The sequence below is a fragment of the Achromobacter agilis genome, from assembly GCF_900496965.1.
Classification (GTDB): Bacteria; Pseudomonadota; Gammaproteobacteria; order Burkholderiales; family Burkholderiaceae_B; genus Achromobacter; species Achromobacter agilis.
On the sequence record NZ_UFQB01000015.1, the window covers coordinates 1 to 22,773 of the forward strand.

Sequence of the window (22,773 nt, forward strand, 5' to 3'; positions counted from 1 at the left end):
GGCGGCGCCGATGACCACAGCGCGGGCGACGACTCCGTGCGCGACCTGTTCCAGGTCTCGGTCAAGGACCTGGCCGGTCAGACCCACAGCGATGACCTGGTCATCCAGATCATCGACACCGTGCCGGAAGCCAAGGACGACAACGGCGGTACGGTCACCGAAGATGCAGCTGTGGATACCCTCAGCGGCAACGTCGTGGACAACGACGTCAAGGGCGCCGACGCCATCAGCGGCGTCACCTGGAACGTCTCCGACGCCCAGCGCGCCGAGATCGAACAGTACGGCTCGCTCACGCTCAACGCCGACGGCACCTGGCAGTTCACGCTGGACAACAGCAAGCCGGCCGTCCAGGCGCTCGGCGCCACCGACAAGCTGAACTTCACGCTGAACTACACCGTCAAGGACGCCGACAACGACACCTCCGACGCCAAGCTCAGCTTCAGCATCCAGGGCCAGGCCGATACGCCGCCGGTCATCACCCCGGAAGACAGCGACGGCAACGTCACCGGCGCGCATAACAGCGTGGTCGAAGGCACCGGCGACACCGTGACGGGTTCCGTCACTGTCTCCGCGGAAGCCGGCATCGCCGGCGTCACCGTGGGTGGCCTGGATATCACCGGCGCCACCGCCGCCGATCCGGTCGTCATCACCACCGGCAAGGGGGTGCTCAGCATCACCGGCTACGACGCGGCCACCGGCACCATCACCTACTCCTACCAGGAGACCGGCGGCGCCGATGACCACAGCGCGGGCGACGACTCCGTGCGCGACCTGTTCCAGGTCTCGGTCAAGGACCTGGCCGGCCAGACCCACAGCGATGACCTGGTCATCCAGATCATCGACACCGCGCCCAAGGCCGAGGACGACACGGCATCGGTCGACGAGGGCGCCACCGGCGCGATCACTGGCAACGTGCTCGCCAATGACACGCTGGGCGCCGACGCCAGCACCGTGACCATTACGGCGGGCGACGCCAAGTACGGCACTCTGATCGACAATGGCGACGGCACCTGGTCGTACCAACTGGACAACAGCCTGGCCGCGGTCCGGGCGCTCGGCAACGACCAGACCCTGACCGAGGAGATCCACTACACCATCACTGATGCCGACGGCGACATCAGTGAAGCGGTGATCGTCATCACCATCAACGGCACGAACGAAGCGCCGGTCCTCGAGACCCACACCAATCAGATCCTGGAAGACCAGATCGCCAGCGGCAACGTGCTTACGGGCGCGACGGATGCCGACAACGACGCGCTGTCCGTCACCGAGTTCTCGATCAACGGCACGAAGTACGATGCGGGCCAGACGGCGACCATTGCCGGCGTCGGCACTATCGTCGTAAATGCCAATGGCGGCTATGTCTTCACGCCTGATGCGAACTGGAACGGGGACGTCCCGCAGATCACTTATACCGTGACGGACGGCTCGGAAACGACCTCTTCCACGCTGGACATCGACGTCCTGCCCGTCAATGACGCTCCGGTTTCGGCGGATGCCTCGGGCAACGTGACGGAGGGCCGGGACTACGTGTTCGACATGGACGACTTCGAGTTCTCCGACCCGGTGGAGGGGCATTCGATGGAGTCGGTGATCATCGACTCCCTGCCGTCCGGCGGCACGCTGCTCATCGATGGGCAGCCGGTGACTCAGGGCCAGGAAATCAGCGTTGCGGACCTCACGGACGGCAAGCTGGTGTTCCGCCCCGACGCCACCAACGTGGGTGAAAACGCCGGCTCGTCCTTCGAGTTCCGCGTCAAGGATTCCGGCGGCACCGCCAACGGCGGCCAGGACACCTCGGAGCAGCAGACGTTCGAGTTGCGCGTGGACCAATTCACGGGCGGCGGCAACAACAACGACACCGTCAAGGGCGGCTCGGGCGACGACGTGCTGCTGGGCGACCAGGGCGGCATGCTGAAGAACGTGACCCCCGGCACCAGCTACAACATCGCACTGGTGCTCGATCTGTCGGGCTCGATGGACTACTACTGGGGCAGCGGTTCCAATCAGGAGCGACGCCTCGAGACCGCCAAGAAGGCTCTCAAGGCGCTGCTGGAGAATCAGTTGGCCCTCCACGATGGCACCATCAACGTGTCGCTGATCACGTTCGAAGGCAGCAGCGCGAAGCTGCAGAAGGAAATCTCCGGCCTGACGACCGACAATGTCGACGAAATGGTCGACATCCTGATGGGCCTCCGGTCTGGTGGCAGCACGCCGTATGGCGCGGCCTTCAACGAGACCAAGGACTGGTTCGACGGTCAGCCCACCGAGGATGCCGATGGTAATGCATACAAGAACCTGACGTTCTTCCTCACGGACGGCGAACCCACCTCCGAGTGGCAGTACAACCGCGACAACGAGTTCAATTCCCTGGCTGGCGTCAGCGAAGTGCACGGCATCGGCATCGGCTCGGGTGTCTCCACCTCCACGCTCAACAAGTACGACAACACCGGCGGCCGCTTCACCACTGGCGGCGAGGTTTATGTGAACTTCTCCGGAAACTCGCCTGCAGGAGCGAACAACGTCGCAAACTGGCAGAAGGACGGCGACGGCACGGTGACGCGGACGGGCAACAATAACAACAGCTACAAGATGCGTATCTCGGATACGACGTCGGATGGCAACGCATTCACCGTCACCATGAGGGATTCCGACAAGATCACGGTAACGAACCCCGCCGGCGCGTCGTTCGGCTTCGATGCCTCCGTTGCGGACAAGAATTCCGCCGACACGTTCAAGTGGGTCCTGCTGAAGTGGAATGGTTCGGAATGGAAGGAAGTCGAGTCCGGTACCGAGGCCAATACCAAGACGGTAGGTGTCTACGGCCCTGGGGACTACCTGTACCAGTTCATCCTCAACGACAAGAGTTCGAGCGGCGCGTTCCGCGTAGACATTGACAACATCCGCACGTACACCACGGGCCGCACCGACAACTCGCAGGTCGTGCTGAACCCGTCGGATCTGGAGTCGGCTCTCGTTGGCGGCAGCACGACCAACGAACTGGCTCCTGTCGGCGACGACAAGATCTTCGGCGGTGACGGCAACGACATCCTGTTCGGCGATACGATCAATACCGATCACTTGCCGTGGGGCGTGGATGGCAATCCGGCCAAGCCGACCGACCTGGCGGATGGAGCGGGCCTGGATGCGCTCAAGCAGTTCCTGCTGCTCAAGAACGGCACGCAGCCCACGGACGCCGACCTGCACAAGTTCATCTCGGACAACCACGGGATGTTCGATGTCCAGGGCGACACGCGTGGCGGCAATGACGAACTGCACGGGGGCAAGGGCGACGACATCATCTACGGACAGGGCGGCAACGACGTCCTGTGGGGCGATGACGGCAACGACAAGCTCTACGGCGGTACCGGCAACGACGAACTGCATGGTGGCGCCGGTAACGACATCCTGGTCGGCGGCAAGGGCAACGACACGCTGTGGGGCGACGGCGGCAGCGACACCTTCAAGTGGCAGCTCGGCGACGAAGGCACCACCGCGCAGCCCGCAATCGACACGATCAAGGACTTCTCGAAGGCCTTGGTCGCCGACGGCGGCGACGTGCTGGACCTGAAGGACCTGCTCGTGGGCGAAAAGGACGGCAACCTGTCGCAGTACCTGAACTTCAAGCAGGATCCGGCCAACGCCAACAACACGATCCTCGAGATCAACACCAAGGGCCAGATCGGCCAGGGTGCGGACCAGAAGATCGTGCTGGAGAACGTTGACCTCATGCATGACGCCAACGGCCAGCTGATGAGCAACCAGGCCATCATCAACGACCTGCTGCAGAAGGGGAAGCTGAACGTCGACCACAACTAAGCGGTAGCGGCGGGAAGGGCCTGGCCGGCCCTTCCCCGGACGACACATTTTTCAGACATTTCATCTGAAACGTTCGGAAACATGTGAAAATCCGTCGCATGCCATCGCTTCCCCGTTTCCGCCCCGCGCTGACGTTGTGCCGATGGGCTTTGTTGTGTCTGGCCTGTGCCTGGGGCGGCAGTTTTGCCCTGGAGATCGATGCCGGCAAACTGCAAAGCCTGTCGGCCAGCCGCTATGGGGCCAAAGGCGCCCGCGCGGTGGGCTCGTGGCTCGATCTGCTGCGAGCCCCCACCCCGGGCCAGGAGCGGGATGCGCTGGTGATGGCCAACGATTTCTGGAATCGCAGCCTGATGTCCGGGGAAGACTCGGTCATCTGGCGCCAGCCCGACTACTGGGCCACGCCGCTGGAATCCCTGGGCAAGGGAGCCGGCGACTGTGAAGACTACGTCATCGGCAAGTACTTCACGCTGCTCAAGCTGGGCGTCCCGGCCAACAAGCTGCGCTTCATCTACGTGCGCGCGCGCATCGGCGGCGCCGCCAGCAGCAGCCAGGTCGCCCACATGGTGCTCGGCTACTACGAAACCCCGAATGCCGTGCCGCTGGTGCTGGACAGCCTGATCTCGACCATCCTGCCGGCCTCGCAGCGCCGCGACCTGACGCCGGTGTTCAGTTTCAACGCCGACGGCGTGTACGTTGACGGCAAACCCGCCGCCCCGGTTGACCGCCTCAGCCGCTGGCGTGATCTACTTCAACGCATGGAACGGGAAGGCCTGCGCCCCTGATGTCCGGAAATAAGACCATGTCCATACTTCGACAGCTTCTGCTCAGCGTTACCCTCGCGATCGGCGTCATCCTGCTGGGCACGCTGGCGCTCAGCGTCAATACGGCCCGGGAATACCTGTCGGGCCAGTTGCAGGTGCAGAGCACCGACGCCGCCGTATCGCTGGCCCTGTCCCTCTCGCAGCCCGCCAACAATGATCCCGTGGTCCAGGAATTGCTGGTGTCGGCGCTGTACGACGGCGGGCATTTCTCGCTGGTGCGCCTGTCCGATCCGGAAGGCAAGGTCCTCATCGAGCGCCGCTCCACGGCGACGGCCGCGTCGGTGCCCGCCTGGTTCCAGGCGCTGGCGCCGTTGAACTCGGAGCCGGCCACCCACGCGGTCAGCGATGGCTGGCGCCAGATCGGCGAAGTCACGCTGGTCGCCAACGACGCCTACGCCTGGGAAGCCCTGTGGCGCAGCAGCCTGAAGATGATTGCCCTGGTGGTGGGCGCGGGCATTCTGTGGGCGGTGTTCGCCTTCCTGCTGGTGGGATGGATCAAGAACCGCCTGCTGCGCGAAATCAGCGATCACGTGCGCGGCATCGGCCAGGAATCCCCGTCCGAGCAGGTCGAGGCGCGCGTGCCCGAGCTGTCCGGCGTGGTCCAGGCCCTGAACCAGACGCGCGAACGCGTCTACGCCAGCGTCGAAGAGCAGAACGCCAAGATCGAATCGCTGGAAGTGGAGCTCAACCAGGATCCGGTCACCGGCCTGCCGAACCGCAAGTACTTCGTCAACGAATTCCGCCGCGCGCTCGAAGCGCCGCCGGCCGTTGCCGGGCGCGCCGTCGATGGCGGCCATATCCTGGTGTTCCGCCAGCGCGACCTGGCGGACCTGAACCGCCACATGCCCCGCGAATTCATCGACCAATGGCTGCGCACGGCGTGCGAACGCATCAACAGTACGCTCAGGCGCCTGCATGTGGCCTCGCCGCTGCTGGCCCGCCTGAACGGATCGGATTTCGCCCTGCTGCTGCCCGGCTGCGCGGCGCCGCAGGCGATGATGGTCGCGGAGCAGGTGCGGGCCGACCTGCACGCGTCGCGCATCCCCGTCGGCGAGGGCCACCTGTGCCGCTGGGCGCAAGCCATGACGGACTACGGCCACGGCAATCAGGCCGGCCCGGTGCTCGCGCGGCTGGACTTCGGGCTGATGCGGGCGGAAAGCGCCGGCAACGACCAAGTCGTGATCGCCGGCGCGACCGACATGCAATCCCCCTCGGAATCCGGCGAACGGGCCTGGAAGGACGCCATCGTGTCCGCCCTCGAAGACCATCGCTTCGAACTGTCCACCGAACGCCTGCAGGCCGCGGACGGCAGCACGGTCCGCATCGAAGCCATGCTGATGCTGCGCACCGCCGCCGGCGAGGAGCCGATCCCGGCAACGCTGTTCATCCCGCCGGCCGTGCGCCTGGACCTGGTGGCCGATTGCGACCTGGAAGCCGTAAGCCTGGGGCTGGACTGGCTGGCCGCCAACCCCGGCGAACTGGCCGTACGCGTGGCCCTGCCCTCGTTGCGGGGCCAGAAATTCTTCCGCCAGCTGGCCCTGCTGCTGACGGAGCACCGCCCGCTGGCGCCGCGCCTGTACCTCGAAGTCGATGCGCACGGCCTGGTGGAATGCCACGAACAGATCGCCACGCTGGCCCGCGTCGCCTCGGAGTTCGGCGCGCATATCGGCGTGCGCCGCCTGGCGCAGCAGTTCGGCGCCGTTGCGCAATTGCACACCCTGCCCCTGTCCTACGTGAAGCTGGGCGGCGGCTTCGTGGGCGGCATGTCGCAAAGCCCGGGCAGCCAGCAACTGACCGCATCGGTGCTGGAAACGGCCCGGAACTTGAAAATCGCGGTCTATGCCGAGGATGTGCCCGACGCGGAAACGCAACGGATCCTGGCCAACCTGGGCATCGGCATCATGCGGGGCCCTGGCGTCAAGATGGCCGCAGGCGGGGCCTAAGAACGCCCCGCTGCGGTGGGCGGGCTCAGCGCGCGGCGGCCTTGCCCTTGGATTGTTCGTACAGCGGCAGCACTTGCTGCGCCGCCGACTGGAGATCGCTGATGCGCGAGGCCGCAGACGGATGGGTCGACAGGAATTCGGGCGGCGCGCTGCCCTGTTCGGCGGCGCCCATTTTCTGCCACAGGGTCACGGCAGCCCGCGGGTCGTAACCCGCCCGGGCCGCCAGCTCCACCCCCATGCGGTCGGCCTCGGTTTCGTGGGTGCGGCTGTTGGGCAGCGTGAACATCACACTCGTGAGTTGCCCGCCCAGGTCGGATGCCGCACTGGACCCCGTCGCGATGGACAGCACGGACAGCCCCAGATTGGTCGCCATCTGCTGCGATACCCGTTCACGCGCATGCTCGCGCAGCGCATGGGAGATCTCGTGGCCCAGCACTGCCGCCAGTTCGGCGTCCGTGGGCTTGATCTTGGAGATCAGGCCCGTGTAGACGGCGATCTTGCCGCCCGGCATGCACCAGGCGTTGATCTCGTCGCTGGACAGCACGTGCACTTCCCATTTCCAGCCGGACGCATCCGGCCGGAACACCGGCGCCTGCGCGATCAGCCGCTGCGAAATCGCGCGCACCCGCGCCAGCTGCTGGGCGTCGCGGTCCAGCAGCCCCTTGGCCTTCGCCTGCTGAAGGATCTCGGCGTACTGCTGGTTCGCTTCCTGCTCCAGCGCCTGCGAAGGCACCATGCTGGACATGTACTGCGTCCTGTTGACACCGATCGCGCCGGACTGCGTGGTATTCATGCCCGTGCAGCCAGCCAGGGCGGCCAGCGCGAGCGCCGCGCCCGCGTTGCGAAGCAGATAACGTTTCCGGATCATGTCGGCCTCCAAGGTATTCGAAGAGCGTCAGCGTATCAGACCGGATCGCCGCATTGCCCGCGATGGCGCAGGGCGTGGTCGATCAGCACCAGCGCGAGCATCGCCTCGGCGATGGGCGTTGCGCGGATGCCGACGCAGGGATCATGGCGGCCCAGCGTCTGCACCATGACCGGTTCGTTGGCGCGGTTCACCGAGCGGCGCTCGACCCGGATGCTGGACGTGGGCTTGATAGCCAGCGACACGGTGATGGGCTGGCCGGTGGAAATGCCGCCCAGCACCCCGCCCGCATGATTGGTCAGGAAGCCGTCAGGCGTGATCTCGTCGCCGTGCTCCGAACCGCGCTGGGCGATGCTGTCGAAGCCCGCCCCGATCGACACGCCCTTGACCGCGTTCAGGCCCATCATCACATGCGCGATATCGGCGTCCAGGCGGTCGTAGATGGGTTCGCCCCAGCCCGCGGGCAGGTTTTCCGCCACGACCTCGATGCGGGCCCCGACCGAGTCGCCGTCGCGGCGCAACTGGTCCATATAGGCTTCGAGTTCCGGGACGACCTCGGCATTGGGCGCGTAGAACGGATTGTTGGGGACTTCATCCCAGGATACGAAGGGGATGGCGACCGGGCCGAGCTGGCTCATGTAGCCGCGGACCTTGACGCCATATTGCTCGGCCAGCCATTTCTTGGCGATGGCGCCCGCGGCCACGGTGGGTGCGGTCAGGCGCGCCGACGAACGGCCGCCGCCGCGCGGGTCGCGCACGCCGAACTTGCGCCAATAGGCGTAATCGGCATGGCCCGGCCGGAAGGTATCGGCAATGTTGGAGTAGTCCTTGCTGCGCGCGTCCGTGTTGCGGATCAGCAGGCCGATCGGCGTGCCCGTCGTCACCCCTTCATACACCCCGGATAGGATCTCGACCTGATCGGCTTCCTGGCGCTGCGTAACGTGACGCGAAGTGCCGGGACGGCGGCGGTCCAGTTCGAGCTGGATGTCGGAAGCGTCCAGGGACAACCCGGGAGGACAGCCGTCCACGACGCAGCCGATGGCCGGTCCGTGGGATTCGCCGAAATTGGTGACGGTAAAGAAGGTACCTAGGGTGTTGCCGGGCATAGGGAGTCAACGGGTCGGGTTTGCGAGCAACCCCGATTATGACACCGCCGAGGCCAAAGCCTGGATTTCCGACGCCGGCGCGGGGCGCCCCAGCAGGAATCCCTGCATGACCCTGCATCCCAGGGACTTGAGTATCTCGCGCTGGCCCTCTGTTTCGACGCCTTCCGCCACCACGGGCAAATGCATCGCCTGGCACAGCCCGAACAGTGCGGACACAACCTCGCGGCTGCCGGCGTCCGATTCCAAGGCGGAAATGAAGCTGCGATCGATCTTGACCCAATCGATGGGCAACGAACGCAGATGATTCAGGCTGGAATAGCCACAGCCGAAGTCGTCCAGCGCCACGCCAATGCCCGTGGCCCTCAGCGCATTCAATACCTTCACGTGCTGCTCGTAGTGCAGGATGAAGATGGATTCCGTGATCTCCAGCACCAGCTTGCGCGGCGCCAGGCTCGCTGCGGCCAGCACGTTCGACACCAGGTCGACCAGGCCGTCTTCGTTCATCTGCTTGACCGACAGGTTCACGTGCACGCGCCAAGCCGCCGGCCACTGCGCCGCCTGGGTGCAGGCCCGTTCCAGTATCCAGGCGCCCAACGGCACGATCAGGCCACTGCGCTCGGCCAGCTCGATGGTCACGGCGGGTGATACGCTGCCCAGCACCGGGTGATGCCAGCGCAACAGCGCCTCGCATCCCTGCACCACCCCTGTGCCGCTATCGCAGACCGGTTGGTAATACAGTTCGAACTGATCCATGGACTGCGTGGTCAGCGCCAGGCGCAAATCGTTTTCCAGGCCCTGCCGGTCGCGCTGGTGCGCAAGCATGCGGAAGTCGAACAGGCTCCAGCCTGGGCCCCCGCGCTCCTTCAGCGGGACCAGGGCCACCTGTACGCAACGCTGCAGCTCTTCCACGCTGCGTCCGTGCTCGGGGTACAGGGCCGCGCCGACGCGGAATACGGCAATCAGCGGACGGCCGCCCAATTCGTAGGGCGCGCTCAGGTCTTCCAGGAGCTTGGCCGACACCTGCGCCGCGCCCTCTTCGTCCACCTCGGGCACGCAAATGGTGAACGCGTCGGACCCCGTGCGCGCGACCATGCCGCCCAGGGCGCGGGCAATCAAGCTGAGCCGGCCGCCCACCTGCACCAGCAAAGCCTGGTCTTCCCCGGCGCGCAGCATGGCGCTGATCTCGGCGTACTGCTCGAAACCGACCAGGAAGAAAGCGCCCCGGCGCGAGCGCTCACCGCCGCTGCCGAGCCAGGCGCGCGCGCGCCGGTGCAGTTCCTGCTGGCTGAGAACACCGGTCAATTCATCGCACGTCAGGCGGCGGCGCAGCACACGCTCCCTGCGCGCGAAGATCAGGCATATCACAACAAGCGCGACCGCCAGCACGAGGCACAGTGCGAGCAGGTAACTCTCACGCACGGAGCCCCCTATCCATAAGCCCCCGGCGTTGCGGTTCGACAAGGAACCCAAGGGCTGTAACATTTTTTAAATTATGCATTAGTTTCGCAAAAAAACGCCACACTTCAGAGGCAACGCGCCTCTTTTTCCTTGTATTCCTACGGTTCTCTGATTGCCCGCGAACGAGGAAGATAGCCCATGCATGGCGTTCCCCGTCCCTTGCGGCATGCTTCGTCCTTACTTCTACGACAGCCAGACCCAAAAAATTAATACGCCTTGTCTCGATAGTTGTCATTCGAAAAACGGCCGGGTCCGAAATAATTGCACAGCTTGTCTGATCTCGGCACGGATTTAGTAATATTCTGTACGTTATGTGACATGTAGAATTACAGTACACAAGGCGCCGCTGATGTATTAGTAACGTGTGTCACGTTTCTTATCCAGCTTTTCTTGGACGCTTTCTGTTCGATGCCCCGCTGACCGGACACCGGGCAGCTCCGCGCCCCCGGGGCGCGGCGCCGGGCAGGAAGGGAACCTTCAAATACATGTCCACTTTCCGCCGGCTACTTTTCTTCACCACCTTCCTGATCGGCCTTGTTCTGGCCGGCGCGCAAGCGTTGGGAATGATGGCCGCGCACCGGTACCTGGAAACGCAGTTGGCGCAGCGCAGCGAAGAAGGCGCCACCACGCTCGCCTGGGCGCTGTCGCGTTCAAGCAACGCCCCCGAAGAACAGGCCGCGCTCGCGGATGAGCTGTTCGGCCAGGGCCGATACGCACTGGTGCGCATCACGGACGCAAAAGGAGGGCCCGGCCTTGACCGGCAGGCCCGGCCTGAAGACGTACCGGGCCGTGAACACGATTGGCGCAACGCCTGGCTGGACATGGAAGCGCCCGCCGTCTCGCGCCCTTACGCCACCGCGAACGGCGCCCTGCGGGGCACCGTCACGGTCCAGGCCGATTCGCGCCAGGCGCGCGACACCCTCTGGCAAGGCGGCGTGCGGCTGCTCGGCCTGCTGCTGGCCGCGGGCGCCTTATGGCTATTGTTTACCCTGTACCTGGTCCGGCGGATGGAAGCGCAGGCTTCGCGCGATATCTGCGAACGCGTGCGTGCGCTGGCGCCGGGCAACGATGCGGCCTTGAGCGGCGCTTGCGCGCTGGCCGGCGTGGATCAGGCGCTGGTCGACGCGCAGCGCATGGTTGCCGCCACGGTGCAGGAACAGAACGCCCGCATTGAATCGCTGCAAAGCGAAGTCTACCGGGACCCCGTCACCCGCCTGAGCAACCGCCGGTACTTCGTCGAACAGTTCAGGCTGGCGCTGGCAGACAAGGAATCCGAGGCGGGCGGACATCTCCTGATGTTCCGCCAACGCGACCTGGCCCAGATCAACCGGCATCTCTCCCGCGCTTTCACCGACCAGTGGCTGCGCTCCTCTTCCGACCGGCTGCAGAAACTCGTGACCGAGTTCGGCGGCCAGGCTGCGTTCATCGCCCGCCTGAGCGGCTCCGACTTCGCGCTATTGCTGCCCCGCACATCGGCGCCGCAAGCCGGCCTGCTGGCCGAACGCGTGCGGCGCGAACTGCGTTCGCTGCGCGTGCCCATGGACAAGCACGGGTGGTGCCGCTGGGCGATGGCGATGACCGCCTACGCGCCGGGAGACAATATGAGCGAGACGCTCGCCCGCCTGGACCATGCGCTGATGTGCGCCGAAAGCGCCGACGACGACCAGGTCACGCCGGCCAACCGCGCGCCCGACAGCACCCACATCGGCGAATACAGCTGGCACGATGCCCTGATCACGGCACTGGAGCAGCACCGGTTCTCGCTCGCCGTGCAGCCGCTGCACGATATGTCCGGCGCCCTGCTGCACCAGGAGGCCAGCCTGACCTTGCACGACACCGCCGACGCGAGCCCGGTGCCGGCGTCCATCTTCATGCCGCCCGCGGTGCGGCTCGGGCTTTCCGCGGAATGCGACGTGCAGGCCATCAGGCTGGGACTGGACTGGCTGTACGCCCGCACTGGCGCGCTCGCGGTACCCATCGCCCTGGCGTCGCTTGCGCAGCCCTCGTTCCTGTCCCGGCTGGAACGCATGCTGGCCGATCGCCCGGCATTGACGGCGCGCCTTATCATCGAGGTCGACGCGGCGGCGCTCGTGGAGCAGGAAGCCGACCTGCGCCAACTTTGCGTCATCGCCACGGCGGCCGGCAGCCGGGTCGGCGTGGCGCGCCTGTCGCACCAGTTCGGCGCCATGGAGCGCCTGCATGAGTTTCCCCTGTCCTACCTGAAACTGAGCGGCGGCTTCATTACCGGCCTGCTGCACAGCCCGGGCAGCCGCCACCTGGCCGCCACCGTGGTGGCGACGGCCACGACGCTGCATATGGCGGTCTATGCGGAAGATGTGCCCGACATCGCAACGCAGAACATCCTGGAAGGCCTGGGCGTCCACGCCATACGCGGCGCTGGCGTAAACTGCGCCCAGGCTCACGACCTTGCATCCGAACATCCATGGGTTTCTAGTTGACGGAAGGATCTCCTCTTCGCATCCGCGGGCCTCGCCGCCCCAGCGGCGCGCGCCGCGCGAACAGCGGGCGGCAAGCCATCCTGCCGCGGCTGGGGCTACTGCTGTTGTACGCCCTGTTCTTTCCCGCCGCCGCCCTGGCCTACGCCCCAGGCGCCCCCTATGAAGACATCCACCTGGGCCTGACCGCGGGCGTGGCGATGGCTTGCGGCGTAGCCTGTGCCGTCGCCTGGGCCGCCACGCGCAACGCGATGCAGGGCGCAGGCCTGGCGTTCATGCTGGTCGAAGGCGTGCTCCGCGCCACCCCCTCTTTGCTGCCGCCCGGCGCGCTGCAGGCCGGCTCCTACGCCGCCCTGCTTGCCCTCACCGTCCCGTTCCTGACCGGCTCGCCCGCCGCATCCCGGCTGGCGGCAGCCTGCCGCTGGGCCAGCGTCATCGTGGCGGCCGTCGCGGCATTGGCGCTGATCTTCGCCTACGAACCCGGCAACGGCGTGGTCCCCACCGCGATCGCAGGCGCCTGCGCCGCCGCCAGCCTGCCCCTGGCCGGGTGGCTCCTGGCGCGCGCCGCGCGCCGCACACCCGGAAGCGCGCCAGCACTGGCCCTGGCCCTGGCGTATGGCGTTTCGGCCTGGATGCTCGCGCACGACGCCTTGCGACCCGAAGGCGCCAACGGCGTGGGCACCACCGTTGAACTCGTGCGATTGCTGCTGGTATCGAGCGCCTTGCTGCTGCAGGCCATCGGCAGGCAAGCGCCTGGCCAGCCCGCGGCACGCGGCAGCCACACGCCCAGCGATGCGGAACATCTCGCGCAGGGCGAACTCAGGCTGGCCGAACTGGCCGGCGCGCTGGATACGCAGCGCCAGATGAACGCGCTGATCTCCCACGAATTGCGCGCGCCGCTTGCCACCGTCAGCGCGGCGGCTCAATCGCTGGACATGATTCTCTCCGACGGCAGCGAGGCCGTGGGCAACCGCCTGGCGCGCATCCACCGCTCGGTCGCCCGGATGACCGAACTCATGGACCAACTGCTGAACCAGGACCGGCTGGGCGAGCAGGCCTGGATGCCGCGGGGCGAGCAAACAGACATGGCGGAACTGGCGCGGGACGTCGTGGCATCGATGCAACCGGACACCGCCCACGCGCTGGTGCTGCAGGCCGAAGGCCCTCTGCCCGTCTATTGCGACCAGCCCCTGACCAGCGTGGTGCTGCGCAACCTGATCCACAATGCCATCAAGTATTCGCCGGCCAACGAAACGGTCCGCATCGAGACGGGCGAGAGCCGCGCGGGCGATGTCCCGATGGCGTGGGTGGCCGTCACCGACCGCGGCCCGGGGATTGGGGAAGAAGAACAGGCCCGGATATTCGAGCCGCATTTCCGGCGCGCCGCGCATCGGGAAACACAGGGGATGGGGATCGGCCTCTATCTGGCCCGGCGCATCTGCCAGAACCAGGGTGGCTCGCTGACGATGCAAAGCAAGGTCGGCGTAGGCACGCGCTTTGTCGTCACGTTGCCTTCCAGGACACCGGCCGCCTGACGGCCGGCAGCGGACTCATGCGGCAAAGACGTAACCTTGGCCGCGCACCGACAGCACCGGCAATTTGAGGCCCGCGCTCTGCGCCTTGGCGCGCAGGCGGCTGACCAGCACATCGATGCGGCGCAATTCAAAACCGCCCGGGCTGTCGGGCAGGAACAATTCCGCCAAAACCTGCCGGCTGACGGCGCTTCCGGCCGCATCCATCAGCGCCACCAGGAAAGTGCGTTCCTGGGCGCTGAGGTGCAGCGAAGCCCCGTCCGGCGCCACCAGGATCCAGCCGCCGTCCTGCAAGGACCACGAACTGTCCGGCGAGGCCCGCGTTTCCGCATCTGCGGGGCGCGGCGCCTTGGCCAGGCGCATCCGCCGGGCCAGGCTGCGGATGACCGAACTGAGTTCCAGCAGGTCCACGGGCTTGGTCATGTAGACGTCGGCGCCGCCCTCCAGGCCGCGCACCCGGTCTTCCAGGGCGCTGCGGCCGGTCAGCATGACAATACCGACCGGGCTCAAGGCGCGCAGGCGGGTTGCCACGGAAAAACCATCTTCGCCGGGAAGATGGGCATCAAGAATGACGATATCGCACGGCTGTTCCTGCAACCGGCGATAAAACGCCGCCGCATTATCACAGGCAAATGCCACCCGGAAACCATAGCCACCCAAGCCTAACGCCAATTCCTCCCGGAAATCGGCGTCATCCTCAAGCAGACCGATACACAGCAAACCATCTGCGCCAGCCATAATTTAGAGTGCTTTATATTTAAGAGTATCGACAAATGCCCCGCGGACGCTCGGCCCCCGGGGTGTCCCGTTGGCGACAATCTTACGACTTTTACAATGGAAACGAATGATTGCAGTGAAAAAAACTGCGATATTCCTTTTCTAAATCGTTATTTTCGCGTAAATCCCCTGAAAATCGCTTTCGGTTTGGCGCGCAGTATTCAAGATGAGCAACTGACCTCGATGCCGCCAGCCCAATCCGGCGGCAATCCGGCATACCGTTCATGGCCCGGCTGCGCGACGTACGGGTTGCGCAACAGCTTCATCAGCGTATCGATTTCACTGGCATCCCCCGATTTCGCCGCGCGGATCGCCTCTTCCGCCAGGTGATTGCGCAGCACATAGAGGGGGTTGACGCCGTTCATGCCCGCGGCCACTTCGAGCACGGGCCGCCCGTCCTGCGCATGGCGGGCCAGCAGCCGGTCCAGCCAGGCCGCCGCCGCCGGACGGTCGATGAACAGATCCTCGAACGCGTTGCGCTGCCCTGAGAGCACATCGGCCAGGCGCCGCCAGGCGAGGGTGAAATCGGCCTGGTTGGCGTCCATCAGCTTGAGCAGATCGTCCAGCAGCGGTTCGTCCTCCGGCCGCCACGCGGCCAGGCCCATTTTGGCCGCCATCCGGTCATGGAAGGCGCGCGTGAACACCGGCTCGAACTCGTCCAGCACGGCCCGCAGGCCGTCCACGTCCGGCACCAGCGCATGCAGGCTGCCGCCCAGGCGGTACAGGTTCCACAAGGCCACGGACGGCTGGCGGTTCCACGAATACCGCCCTTCCGTGTCGGAATGGTTGCAAACGTGCCCCAGGCTGAAGCCGTCCATGAAACCGTAGGGGCCATAGTCCAGCGTCAACCCCAGAATGGACATATTGTCCGTATTCATCACGCCATGGCAAAAGCCCACCGCCTGCCAGTCCGCCATCAGGAGCGCCGTGCGGCGCGTGACCGCGCGCAGCAGGTTCAGGATGGTGGCGGAGTCGTCCTGGGGGTCGCGGCAATCCGGGTAATAACGGTCGATGACGTAGTCCGTCAGGGTCTTGAGCTGATCGGGCTGGCGGCGCGACGACCAGTGTTCGAACGAGCCGAAACGCACGAAACTGGGCGACATGCGAGTCACGATGGCGGCCGTCTCGACGGTTTCGCGCATGACCGGGTCATCGGAAACCACCAGCGCCAGCGCGCGCGTCGTGGGAACGCCCAGGCCGTGCATGGCCTCGCTGGCCAGGTATTCACGCACGGACGAACGCAGTACCGCGCGGCCGTCGCCCATGCGCGAATAGGGTGTCATGCCGGAGCCCTTGAGCTGCAGTTCCCAGGCGCCTTCCGGCCCGTCGACCTCGCCCAGCAGGTGGGCGCGCCCGTCGCCCAGCTGGCCGGCCCAGACGCCGAACTGGTGGCCGCTATAGACGGCCGCCAGCGTGTCGCCGCCAGGCAGCGGCTGGGCGCCGGAAAACACATTCAGGAATTCGGACGTGGACAGGACGGAAGCATCCAGGCCGATCAGGCGCGCCGCGTCGGCATTGGCGTGGAGCAGGCGCGGATTGTTCAAGGGCTGGGGCGCCAGCCGGGTATGGAAAGCCGCCGGCAAGGCGGCAAAGGAATTGACCGTACGAAGATCGGACAGCGAATGGGCGCTCATGCGCGTTGCCTCCTGGCGGCCCGCTTGGCGGGCCGTACATAGAAAATGGCGCTCAGGAAGAAGACCGTCGACAGCAGGATCTCTCCCCACGCCATCCCGGCGGACAGCGGAGCCGGATCGGACATGGCGCGCACGGCCCCTTCCATCAGGTACAGCAGCGACAGCATGGACGCCCATTGGTAGGTATAGACATTGCCGCGCAGGATGCCGCGCAGCGGGAACGCAAGCGGCAAAGCCTTCAGCAACATCCAGGAACCGCCTGGCCGCACCGGCGCCACCACGGTCTCCCAGGTAACGCAAAGCACGATCAGGGCAAATAGCGAAACCGAGGCCAGCAGGCGCAAACGGGGGTTGAGTTCAGGGTTCATACTGCTATTATCGCCTGATGAATAGCCCCGCCGAGCCCGCCGCCGCGCCGGCGGCCACCGAGCCCTCGACATCGCGCTCTTCATGGGGCGCGAGGGTCGGACGCGTCGTCCGCTTCACTGCCGAACGCGCCGGTGAAGAAAAACTGCTTCAGGTCGCCTCCAGCCTCACCTTCACGACCGTGCTCGCCATCGTGCCCATGCTGGCCGTGGTGCTGTCGCTGTTCACCGCCTTTCCGGTATTCCAGGAATTCCGCGTTGCGCTCGAGGATTTCCTGACCAACAGCCTGATGCCCCCGTCCGTTTCGGACAACATCATGAACTACCTGAACCAGTTCGCGCGCCAGGCCTCCCGCCTGACCGCGATCGGCGGCGCGTTCCTGCTGGTCACCTCGCTGTTGCTGATCATGACGATCGACAAGGCGTTCAACGACATCTGGCACGTATCGCGCCAGAGGCCGCTGCGGCAGCGCGCGCTGGTGTACTGGGCGCTCATCACGCTCGGGCCGGTCGTGGCCGGCGCCAGCCTGTGGGCGACGTCGTTCGTGGCGCGCGAATCGCTGGGGCTGGTCCGGGACGTGCCGGAAATCGTCAGCGTCGCCATTTCCTTCATCCCGCTGATCCTGACCGCGCTGGGCTTTGCCGCGCTGTTCGTGGTGGTCCCGAACCGCGAAGTCCTGTGGCGCGACGCGCTGGTCGGCGGCGGCGTGACCGCCATTGCGCTGGAAATCATGAAATCGGCCTTCGCGTACTACCTGACGCGCTTCCCCACCTACACCGTCATCTATGGCGCCTTCGCCACCCTGCCGATCTTCCTGCTCTGGATCTATCTGTCGTGGCTGGCCGTGCTGCTGGGCGCCACGCTGGCATCCAGCGCGCCGCTGATCCGTCTGGGCCGCTGGGAGATCAACCGCTACCCCGGCGCGCCCTTCGTCGACGCCCTGGACGCCCTGCGCGCCTTGCGCAAGGCGCAGGCCGCCAATCCGCCCGGATTGCCTGCCAACGTGCTGGCCTCGCAGCTGCGCCTGCACCAGGACGAATTGAACGAAGTGCTGGAAACGCTGAGCGGCATGGGGCTGGCAACGCGCACGCCCGACGAGAACTGGGTGCTTACCTGCGACGCCCGGCAGACTTCAATGGCGCCCGTGGTGGACCATTTCCTGCTGGATCGGACCCAGCCCAGGGTCCGCAACGACCCGGAAATACTGCGAGTCGCCTCGGCCGTAATTTCCCAGCAAAATACGCCCACGCTGGAAGAAGTCTGCGGAGAAGCGCAAAATACTGAAAATGGAATCGCTCCCATACTTCAATTGGAAGCGAACAAGAAATAGTAAATAGCATTCGGGCGTAGTCCGCCCAGGAGGAACCGATGTTGAAGGTCAGCGAGATTTTGCGCGTCAAGGGCGATACGCTCTATACGGCGTCGCCCGACATGCCTGTATCCCAGGCCGTACAGACAATGAGTGAACAGGATATCGGCTCGCTCGTGATCATGGAATTCGGCACGCTGACCGGCATGCTCACCTTCCGCGAGATCATCCGCCACATGCATGCGCATGGCGGCGCCGGCGAAACCACCATCCGCTCGATCATGGACGACGCGCCGGTCAGCGTGTCGCCCAACACCAGCGCGGAAGAAGTGCAGCGCCTGATGCTCGAAAAGCATGCGCGCTACATCCCGGTCATGGACGGCCCCACCCTGATGGGCGTGATTTCGTTCTACGACATGGCCCAGGCCATCGTCGCGGCCCAGCAATTCGAAAACAACATGCTGAAGGCCTACATCCGCGACTGGCCCACCGAAAGCGCCGAACCGGCCAAGTCCTGACCCGCCGCGCTAGCGGCGCCCGCCGCTGATCATGCTCCCGCCGGCGCCGCCTCACATGCGGCGCCGCGCAGGTCAGGCGCATGCCGCTGGCTGCGCCACGCGTCATAGATGAGTTCCGGCCTATTGGCCGCCAGCAAGGCCGGATCGGACAGCATCCGGCGCCAGCGGCGCGCGCCCGACTGCCCGTTTACCAGCCCCAGCATTGGCCGCGTCATCACGCGCAGGGGCACGCCCCGCGTGACCTGGCGCGCGGCGTATGCGGTCATGGCGTCCACGACCTGCGCATCGCTGGGCAGCCGCAAGGACGGCCACAGCTGCAGGGAAACCTCCGACAACACGCGCGGCGTATGCCATGCGGCGCGGCCCAGCATGACGCCATCGAAATCGCCCGCGGCGCGCACCGATTGCTCGGCATCGGCCAGGCCGCCGTTCAGCACGAAGGTGCAATCCGGAAAGTCGCGCTTGAGCTGCTTGACCACGTCGTAGCGCAGGGGCGGGATCTCGCGGTTGTCCTTCGGCGTCAGGCCCTTGAGCACCGCATTGCGGGCATGGGCGACGAACACCCGGCATCCGGTGTCGTAGACCTTGCCGACGAAATCCCGCACGAATTCATAGGACTCGTCGTAATCCAGCCCCAGCCGGTGCTTGACGGTAACGGGGATATCCACGGCATCCTGCATGGCCTTGATGCAATCCGCGACCAGCGCGGGCTCGGCCATCAAGCAGGCGCCGAACGCCCCCTTCTGCACCCGTTCCGAGGGGCAGCCGCAATTCAGGTTGATCTCGTCATAGCCCCACTGCCGGCCCAGCCGGGCCGATTGAGCCAGCGCGTCCGGCTCACTGCCGCCCAGCTGCAGTGCCACGGGATGCTCGGCCTCGTCGAAATCCAGGTGACGCTCGACATTGCCATGCAGCAGCGCGCCCGTGGTAATCATTTCCGTGTACAGGCGCGCGCGCGGCGCCAGCAGCCGATGGAAATAGCGGCAGTGGCGGTCGGTCACATCGATCATCGGGGCGACGCACAGCCGCCAGTCGGGGGAGTCCAAGAATCACTCTACAAAACAAGGGGATGCGGTATTTTACGGTGCTTGGCGGGATTATGTCCGGCGGCCGGTTCCGTCCGCCCCCCGAACGCCGGAAAGGCCCGCCCGCCATGTGGTCTAAAATTGCGCCGCCGCACAGGCATGTCCAAGCGTCCGTTAACCCTTAACTCCCGCATATCAATGGCCGTATTCACTCCCGTATCCGAAGACGACGCGCGCGCCCTCCTGGCGCATTTCGACCTGGGCGAGTTCGTCTCGCTGCGGGGGATTACGGCGGGTATCGAGAACACCAATTATTTCCTGTATACGACTCGCGGCGAGTATGTCCTGACGCTGTTCGAGGTCCTGACGCAGGCCCAGCTGCCGTTCTATATCGAATTGATGTACCACCTGGCCGAACGCGGCATCCCTGTGCCGCGCCCCCAGACCCTGAAGGACGGCACGCGCCTGACCACGCTGCACGGCAAGCCCTGCGCCATCGTGTCGCGCCTGCCCGGCGGCTACGAACCCGCCCCCGGCGCCGCGCATTGCGCCCTGGCCGGCGCCACGCTGGCCCGCGCCCATCTGGCCGCCCAGGGCTTCCCGCTGCACCAGCCCAATTTGCGCGGGCTGTCGTGGTGGCTGGAAACCGCGCCCAAGGTCATGCCTTTCCTGGAACCGGCCCAGGCCCAATTGCTGAGTTCGGAGCTGGCCGCCCAGCAGGCCGCCGCGGCAACGCCGGCCTGGCGGGCGCTGCAGACCGGCCCGGCCCACTGCGACCTTTTCCGGGACAATGTGCTGTTCGCCGGCACGTTCGAGGATCCGCTCATGGGCGGAATCATCGACTTCTATTTCGCCGGTTGCGACACCTGGCTGTTCGACGTGGCGGTCAGCGTCAACGACTGGTGCATCGAGCGGGACACGGGTGAGTTCGTCCCCGAATTGGTGGAATCCTGGCTGGGCGCCTACGCCGCCGAACGGCCCTTCACGGACGCCGAACGCGAAGTCTGGCCCCTGATGCTGCGCGCGGCCGCGCTGCGTTTCTGGATATCGCGCCTGTACGACTTTTTCGTGCCCCGGCCGGCCCAGACCCTCAAGCCGCATGACCCACGACACTTCGAAAGAGTGTTGCAGGCACGCCACCGCCCGGGGCTGCCCATATTGCCGTAACCGTCGTGCCCCCCATAATGGCATATAGCGTCCCTTTTTGAGAGATTCCCCCTTCTAGAGAGCCATGCAAGCAGCATTCCTTCCCGCGGCATCCGGCTGGCAATGGGTTCGAGACGGCTTCCGTCTGTTCCGCAAGCAACCCCTGGCCATGTTCACCTGGGCCATGGCCATCAGCCTACTGGTCATTTTCGCCACCGCGACGCCGCCCATCGGGCCGATCCTGGTCGTGGCGCTGATGCCCATCATCACCCTGATGACTTTGTCCGCATGCAAGCATGTCGAGGCGGACCGCGTCATGCTGCCCTCGATGTGGGCCAAACCGCTCAAGCAGCCCGGCGTCTTCAGAAAGCTGTTCCTGATGGGGCTGCTGTATGCCGCGCTGTGCATGGTGGCCGGCCTCGTCATTTTCCTGCCGTTCACCGACGCAATGGTCGAGGGGATGCGCATCGCCTCCGTCGAGAAAAGCATGGAGCCGATCCTGTCGGCGATGGCCGTTCCTCTCACGCTGTTCGCCATCGTCTACGTCGTGATCGCGGCCCTCTTCTGGCACGCGCCCGTTCTGGTCGCCTGGCACGGGCTGCGCCTGGTCCAGGCGTTGTTCTTCTCCGGCATCGCCTGCTGGCGCAACAAATTGCCGTTCCTGGTCTACGGCGCCACCTGGGTTCTGGTATTCCTGTTCATCGACCTCTGCGCCGGCCTGCTGGTGGCCATCGGCCTGTCTCCGCAGTTCGCGGGCACGCTGCAGATCCCGTTCAATATCGCCGCGGGCGGCGTGCTGTATTGCAGCTTCTACCCCGCCTATACCTCCGTATTCGGCATCGAAAACACCGGCGCGCATCTCGACGACGGCAACGGCGCGCAAGCATAAAGCCACCCGCCAGGGCGCCAGCGCCCTGCGCACCCCCACCACCCTGCCTGCCGCCGAGACGAACGCCACGTCGATGGCATGGCGCATGCCGAAGGTATGCACGGCGGCGCAAGGCGCCAGCAAGATGCCCGAACGCGGCCCCGGCGGCGGCCTGCCCAGCAGCCCCCGCATCCGGCCGCGCCAGCGCGTGACCTTCAATAACCGGAGGCGGCCCCACGGCAAAGGCGCGCGGCCGCTCATTGCACGCTCTGCAGCAACTGAACCGCGATCGGGAAGGCCAGCACGATGAACGTGCACGGGAAAATGCAGCCGATCAGGGGCAGCAGCATTTTGACCGGCGCCTGCATCGCCAGTTGCTCCGCCCGCACGTGGCGATCGCTGCGGCACTGCGCCGCCTGCGCCCGCAGCACCGGACCCAGACTGATCCCCAGCGCCTCGGCCTGTGCCACGGCGGCGGCCCAGTTGCGCGCAAGCGGGCTGTTGCTGCGTTCCGCCAAGGCCTTGATCGCCGCGCCGCGCGAGACACCCGCCCGCATCTCCGCCAAGGCGTCCGCCAACGCATCGCGCAAGACACCGGGCGGCCCGCTCTGCGCTGCCAATTGCAGGGCCCCCTGCACGCTCAGCCCCGCTTCGACGCACAGTGTCATCATGTCCAACACGAAGGGCAGATCGCGTTCGATGCCGCGGCGCCGCTGCCGGCCGAGATCCCGAAGCCACAGCCCCGGCGCGGCGGCGGCGGCCAACGCAGCCGCCGCCGCCCAAGCGCCCCACTCCCAAGGCTGCGCCTGCGTCATGGCGATGGCGCACGCCGCCGTCACCCCGGCCGCCGCCACGGCCGCGCTCCAGCACAGCGCCGCCAGATGGGCATAGCCGATGCCGGCGGGCAGTGATGCCTGCTCGATGGCGCGAGTCAGGCGCAGGCGCCAGCGCCACGAGCACAAAGGGCCCGCCAGCGGCGCCACGGCCGACACCCATGGCCAGGCCGCCCGCCACCACCAGGGCAGCGCCCCGGAAGCCCCCTGGTTTTCCAGCAATAGCGGCTGCAGCGCCACCCACGCCAGCCAGCTCGCGCCGAGCCCGGCGGCCAACAGCCCCAGATACAGCCACAC

General features: G+C 66.0%; 17 protein-coding genes and 1 pseudogene. 9 read left to right on the forward strand and 9 right to left on the reverse strand.

Annotated features, from left to right (window positions below; all coding sequences use genetic code 11):
- From AGI3411_RS17615 to AGI3411_RS17625, 3 genes are all read left to right on the forward strand, one after another.
- The coding region (locus AGI3411_RS17615) for an Ig-like domain-containing protein (protein WP_129528657.1) at window positions 1-3,819 on the forward strand (3,819 nt) is incomplete at its 5' end.
- A 98-nt stretch (window positions 3,820-3,917) separates the two neighbouring features.
- Window positions 3,918-4,601, forward strand: a complete 684-nt coding sequence (locus AGI3411_RS17620; RefSeq protein WP_129528658.1) for a transglutaminase-like cysteine peptidase — start codon at window positions 3,918-3,920, stop codon at window positions 4,599-4,601.
- Window positions 4,602-4,618: 17 nt separating this feature from the next.
- The gene (locus AGI3411_RS17625; protein ID WP_129528659.1) at window positions 4,619-6,583 is read left to right on the forward strand and encodes a bifunctional diguanylate cyclase/phosphodiesterase; all 1,965 of its coding nucleotides are present in this window, start codon (window positions 4,619-4,621) and stop codon (window positions 6,581-6,583) included.
- A 25-nt stretch (window positions 6,584-6,608) separates the two neighbouring features.
- On the opposite strand, the gene AGI3411_RS17630 is transcribed toward AGI3411_RS17625, so the two are convergent.
- The 3 genes from AGI3411_RS17630 to AGI3411_RS17640 are packed head-to-tail and all read right to left on the reverse strand — an operon-like array spanning window position 6,609 to window position 9,973.
- A complete protein-coding gene (locus tag AGI3411_RS17630) occupies window positions 6,609-7,451 on the reverse strand; it encodes a M48 family metallopeptidase (protein WP_129528660.1) in 843 nt (280 codons plus the stop codon).
- Between the two features lie 35 nt (window positions 7,452-7,486).
- Window positions 7,487-8,554 carry a chorismate synthase gene (gene aroC, locus AGI3411_RS17635; protein WP_129528661.1) on the reverse strand — a complete coding sequence of 356 codons (1,068 nt, stop codon included), beginning with the start codon at window positions 8,552-8,554 and terminating at the stop codon, window positions 7,487-7,489.
- A gap of 36 nt (window positions 8,555-8,590) precedes the next feature.
- A complete protein-coding gene (locus AGI3411_RS17640; RefSeq protein WP_129528662.1) occupies window positions 8,591-9,973 on the reverse strand; it encodes a putative bifunctional diguanylate cyclase/phosphodiesterase in 1,383 nt (460 codons plus the stop codon).
- Between the two features lie 524 nt (window positions 9,974-10,497).
- Between AGI3411_RS17640 and AGI3411_RS17645 the strand changes: the two genes are divergently transcribed.
- Together AGI3411_RS17645 and AGI3411_RS17650 are read left to right on the forward strand one after the other, a co-directional pair.
- The gene (locus AGI3411_RS17645; protein ID WP_129528663.1) at window positions 10,498-12,471 is read left to right on the forward strand and encodes a bifunctional diguanylate cyclase/phosphodiesterase; all 1,974 of its coding nucleotides are present in this window, start codon (window positions 10,498-10,500) and stop codon (window positions 12,469-12,471) included.
- A gap of 104 nt (window positions 12,472-12,575) precedes the next feature.
- Entirely contained in the window at window positions 12,576-14,003 is a 1,428-nt protein-coding gene (locus AGI3411_RS17650) for a sensor histidine kinase (RefSeq protein WP_244240380.1), read from the forward strand.
- A 15-nt stretch (window positions 14,004-14,018) separates the two neighbouring features.
- On the opposite strand, the gene AGI3411_RS17655 is transcribed toward AGI3411_RS17650, so the two are convergent.
- The 3 genes from AGI3411_RS17655 to AGI3411_RS17665 all read right to left on the reverse strand — a co-directional run bounded on the left by AGI3411_RS17655 (window position 14,019) and on the right by AGI3411_RS17665 (window position 16,779).
- Complete coding sequence (locus AGI3411_RS17655; protein WP_129528664.1) at window positions 14,019-14,738, reverse strand: response regulator transcription factor; 720 nt, start codon at window positions 14,736-14,738, stop codon at window positions 14,019-14,021.
- A gap of 200 nt (window positions 14,739-14,938) precedes the next feature.
- A complete protein-coding gene (locus AGI3411_RS17660) occupies window positions 14,939-16,411 on the reverse strand; it encodes a protein adenylyltransferase SelO (RefSeq protein WP_129528665.1) in 1,473 nt (490 codons plus the stop codon).
- Window positions 16,408-16,779 carry a DUF2069 domain-containing protein gene (locus AGI3411_RS17665; protein WP_129528666.1) on the reverse strand — a complete coding sequence of 124 codons (372 nt, stop codon included), beginning with the start codon at window positions 16,777-16,779 and terminating at the stop codon, window positions 16,408-16,410. The genes AGI3411_RS17660 and AGI3411_RS17665 overlap by 4 nt, the downstream gene beginning before the upstream one ends.
- 17 nt (window positions 16,780-16,796) lie before the next feature.
- On the opposite strand from AGI3411_RS17665, the gene AGI3411_RS17670 reads away from it, so the two are divergent.
- Together AGI3411_RS17670 and AGI3411_RS17675 are read left to right on the forward strand one after the other, a co-directional pair.
- Window positions 16,797-18,107, forward strand: a complete 1,311-nt coding sequence (locus AGI3411_RS17670; RefSeq protein WP_129528667.1) for a YihY family inner membrane protein — start codon at window positions 16,797-16,799, stop codon at window positions 18,105-18,107.
- Between the two features lie 38 nt (window positions 18,108-18,145).
- On the forward strand, window positions 18,146-18,604 hold the full coding sequence (locus tag AGI3411_RS17675; protein ID WP_129240525.1) for a CBS domain-containing protein: 459 nt from the start codon (window positions 18,146-18,148) through the stop codon (window positions 18,602-18,604).
- 29 nt (window positions 18,605-18,633) lie between these two features.
- Here the strand turns inward: AGI3411_RS17675 and dusA are convergent, their stop codons facing one another.
- Entirely contained in the window at window positions 18,634-19,650 is a 1,017-nt protein-coding gene (gene dusA, locus AGI3411_RS17680; RefSeq protein ID WP_129528668.1) for a tRNA dihydrouridine(20/20a) synthase DusA, read from the reverse strand.
- A 177-nt stretch (window positions 19,651-19,827) separates the two neighbouring features.
- Here dusA and AGI3411_RS17685 point away from each other — a divergent pair, with 177 nt between their 5' ends.
- Complete coding sequence (locus tag AGI3411_RS17685; RefSeq protein ID WP_129528669.1) at window positions 19,828-20,796, forward strand: homoserine kinase; 969 nt, start codon at window positions 19,828-19,830, stop codon at window positions 20,794-20,796.
- A gap of 64 nt (window positions 20,797-20,860) precedes the next feature.
- On the forward strand, window positions 20,861-21,664 hold the full coding sequence (locus AGI3411_RS30395) for a BPSS1780 family membrane protein (protein ID WP_244240381.1): 804 nt from the start codon (window positions 20,861-20,863) through the stop codon (window positions 21,662-21,664).
- 6 nt (window positions 21,665-21,670) lie between these two features.
- Here AGI3411_RS30395 and AGI3411_RS30620 read toward each other — a convergent pair.
- Both AGI3411_RS30620 and AGI3411_RS17695 read right to left on the reverse strand, forming a co-directional pair.
- A pseudogene (locus AGI3411_RS30620) lies at window positions 21,671-21,904 on the reverse strand (DUF192 domain-containing protein); the annotation flags it as partial.
- Window positions 21,901-22,773: a type II secretion system F family protein gene (locus AGI3411_RS17695; protein ID WP_129528670.1), complete on the reverse strand. Its 873-nt coding sequence runs from the start codon at window positions 22,771-22,773 to the stop codon at window positions 21,901-21,903. The pseudogene AGI3411_RS30620 and the gene AGI3411_RS17695, both read right to left, overlap by 4 nt.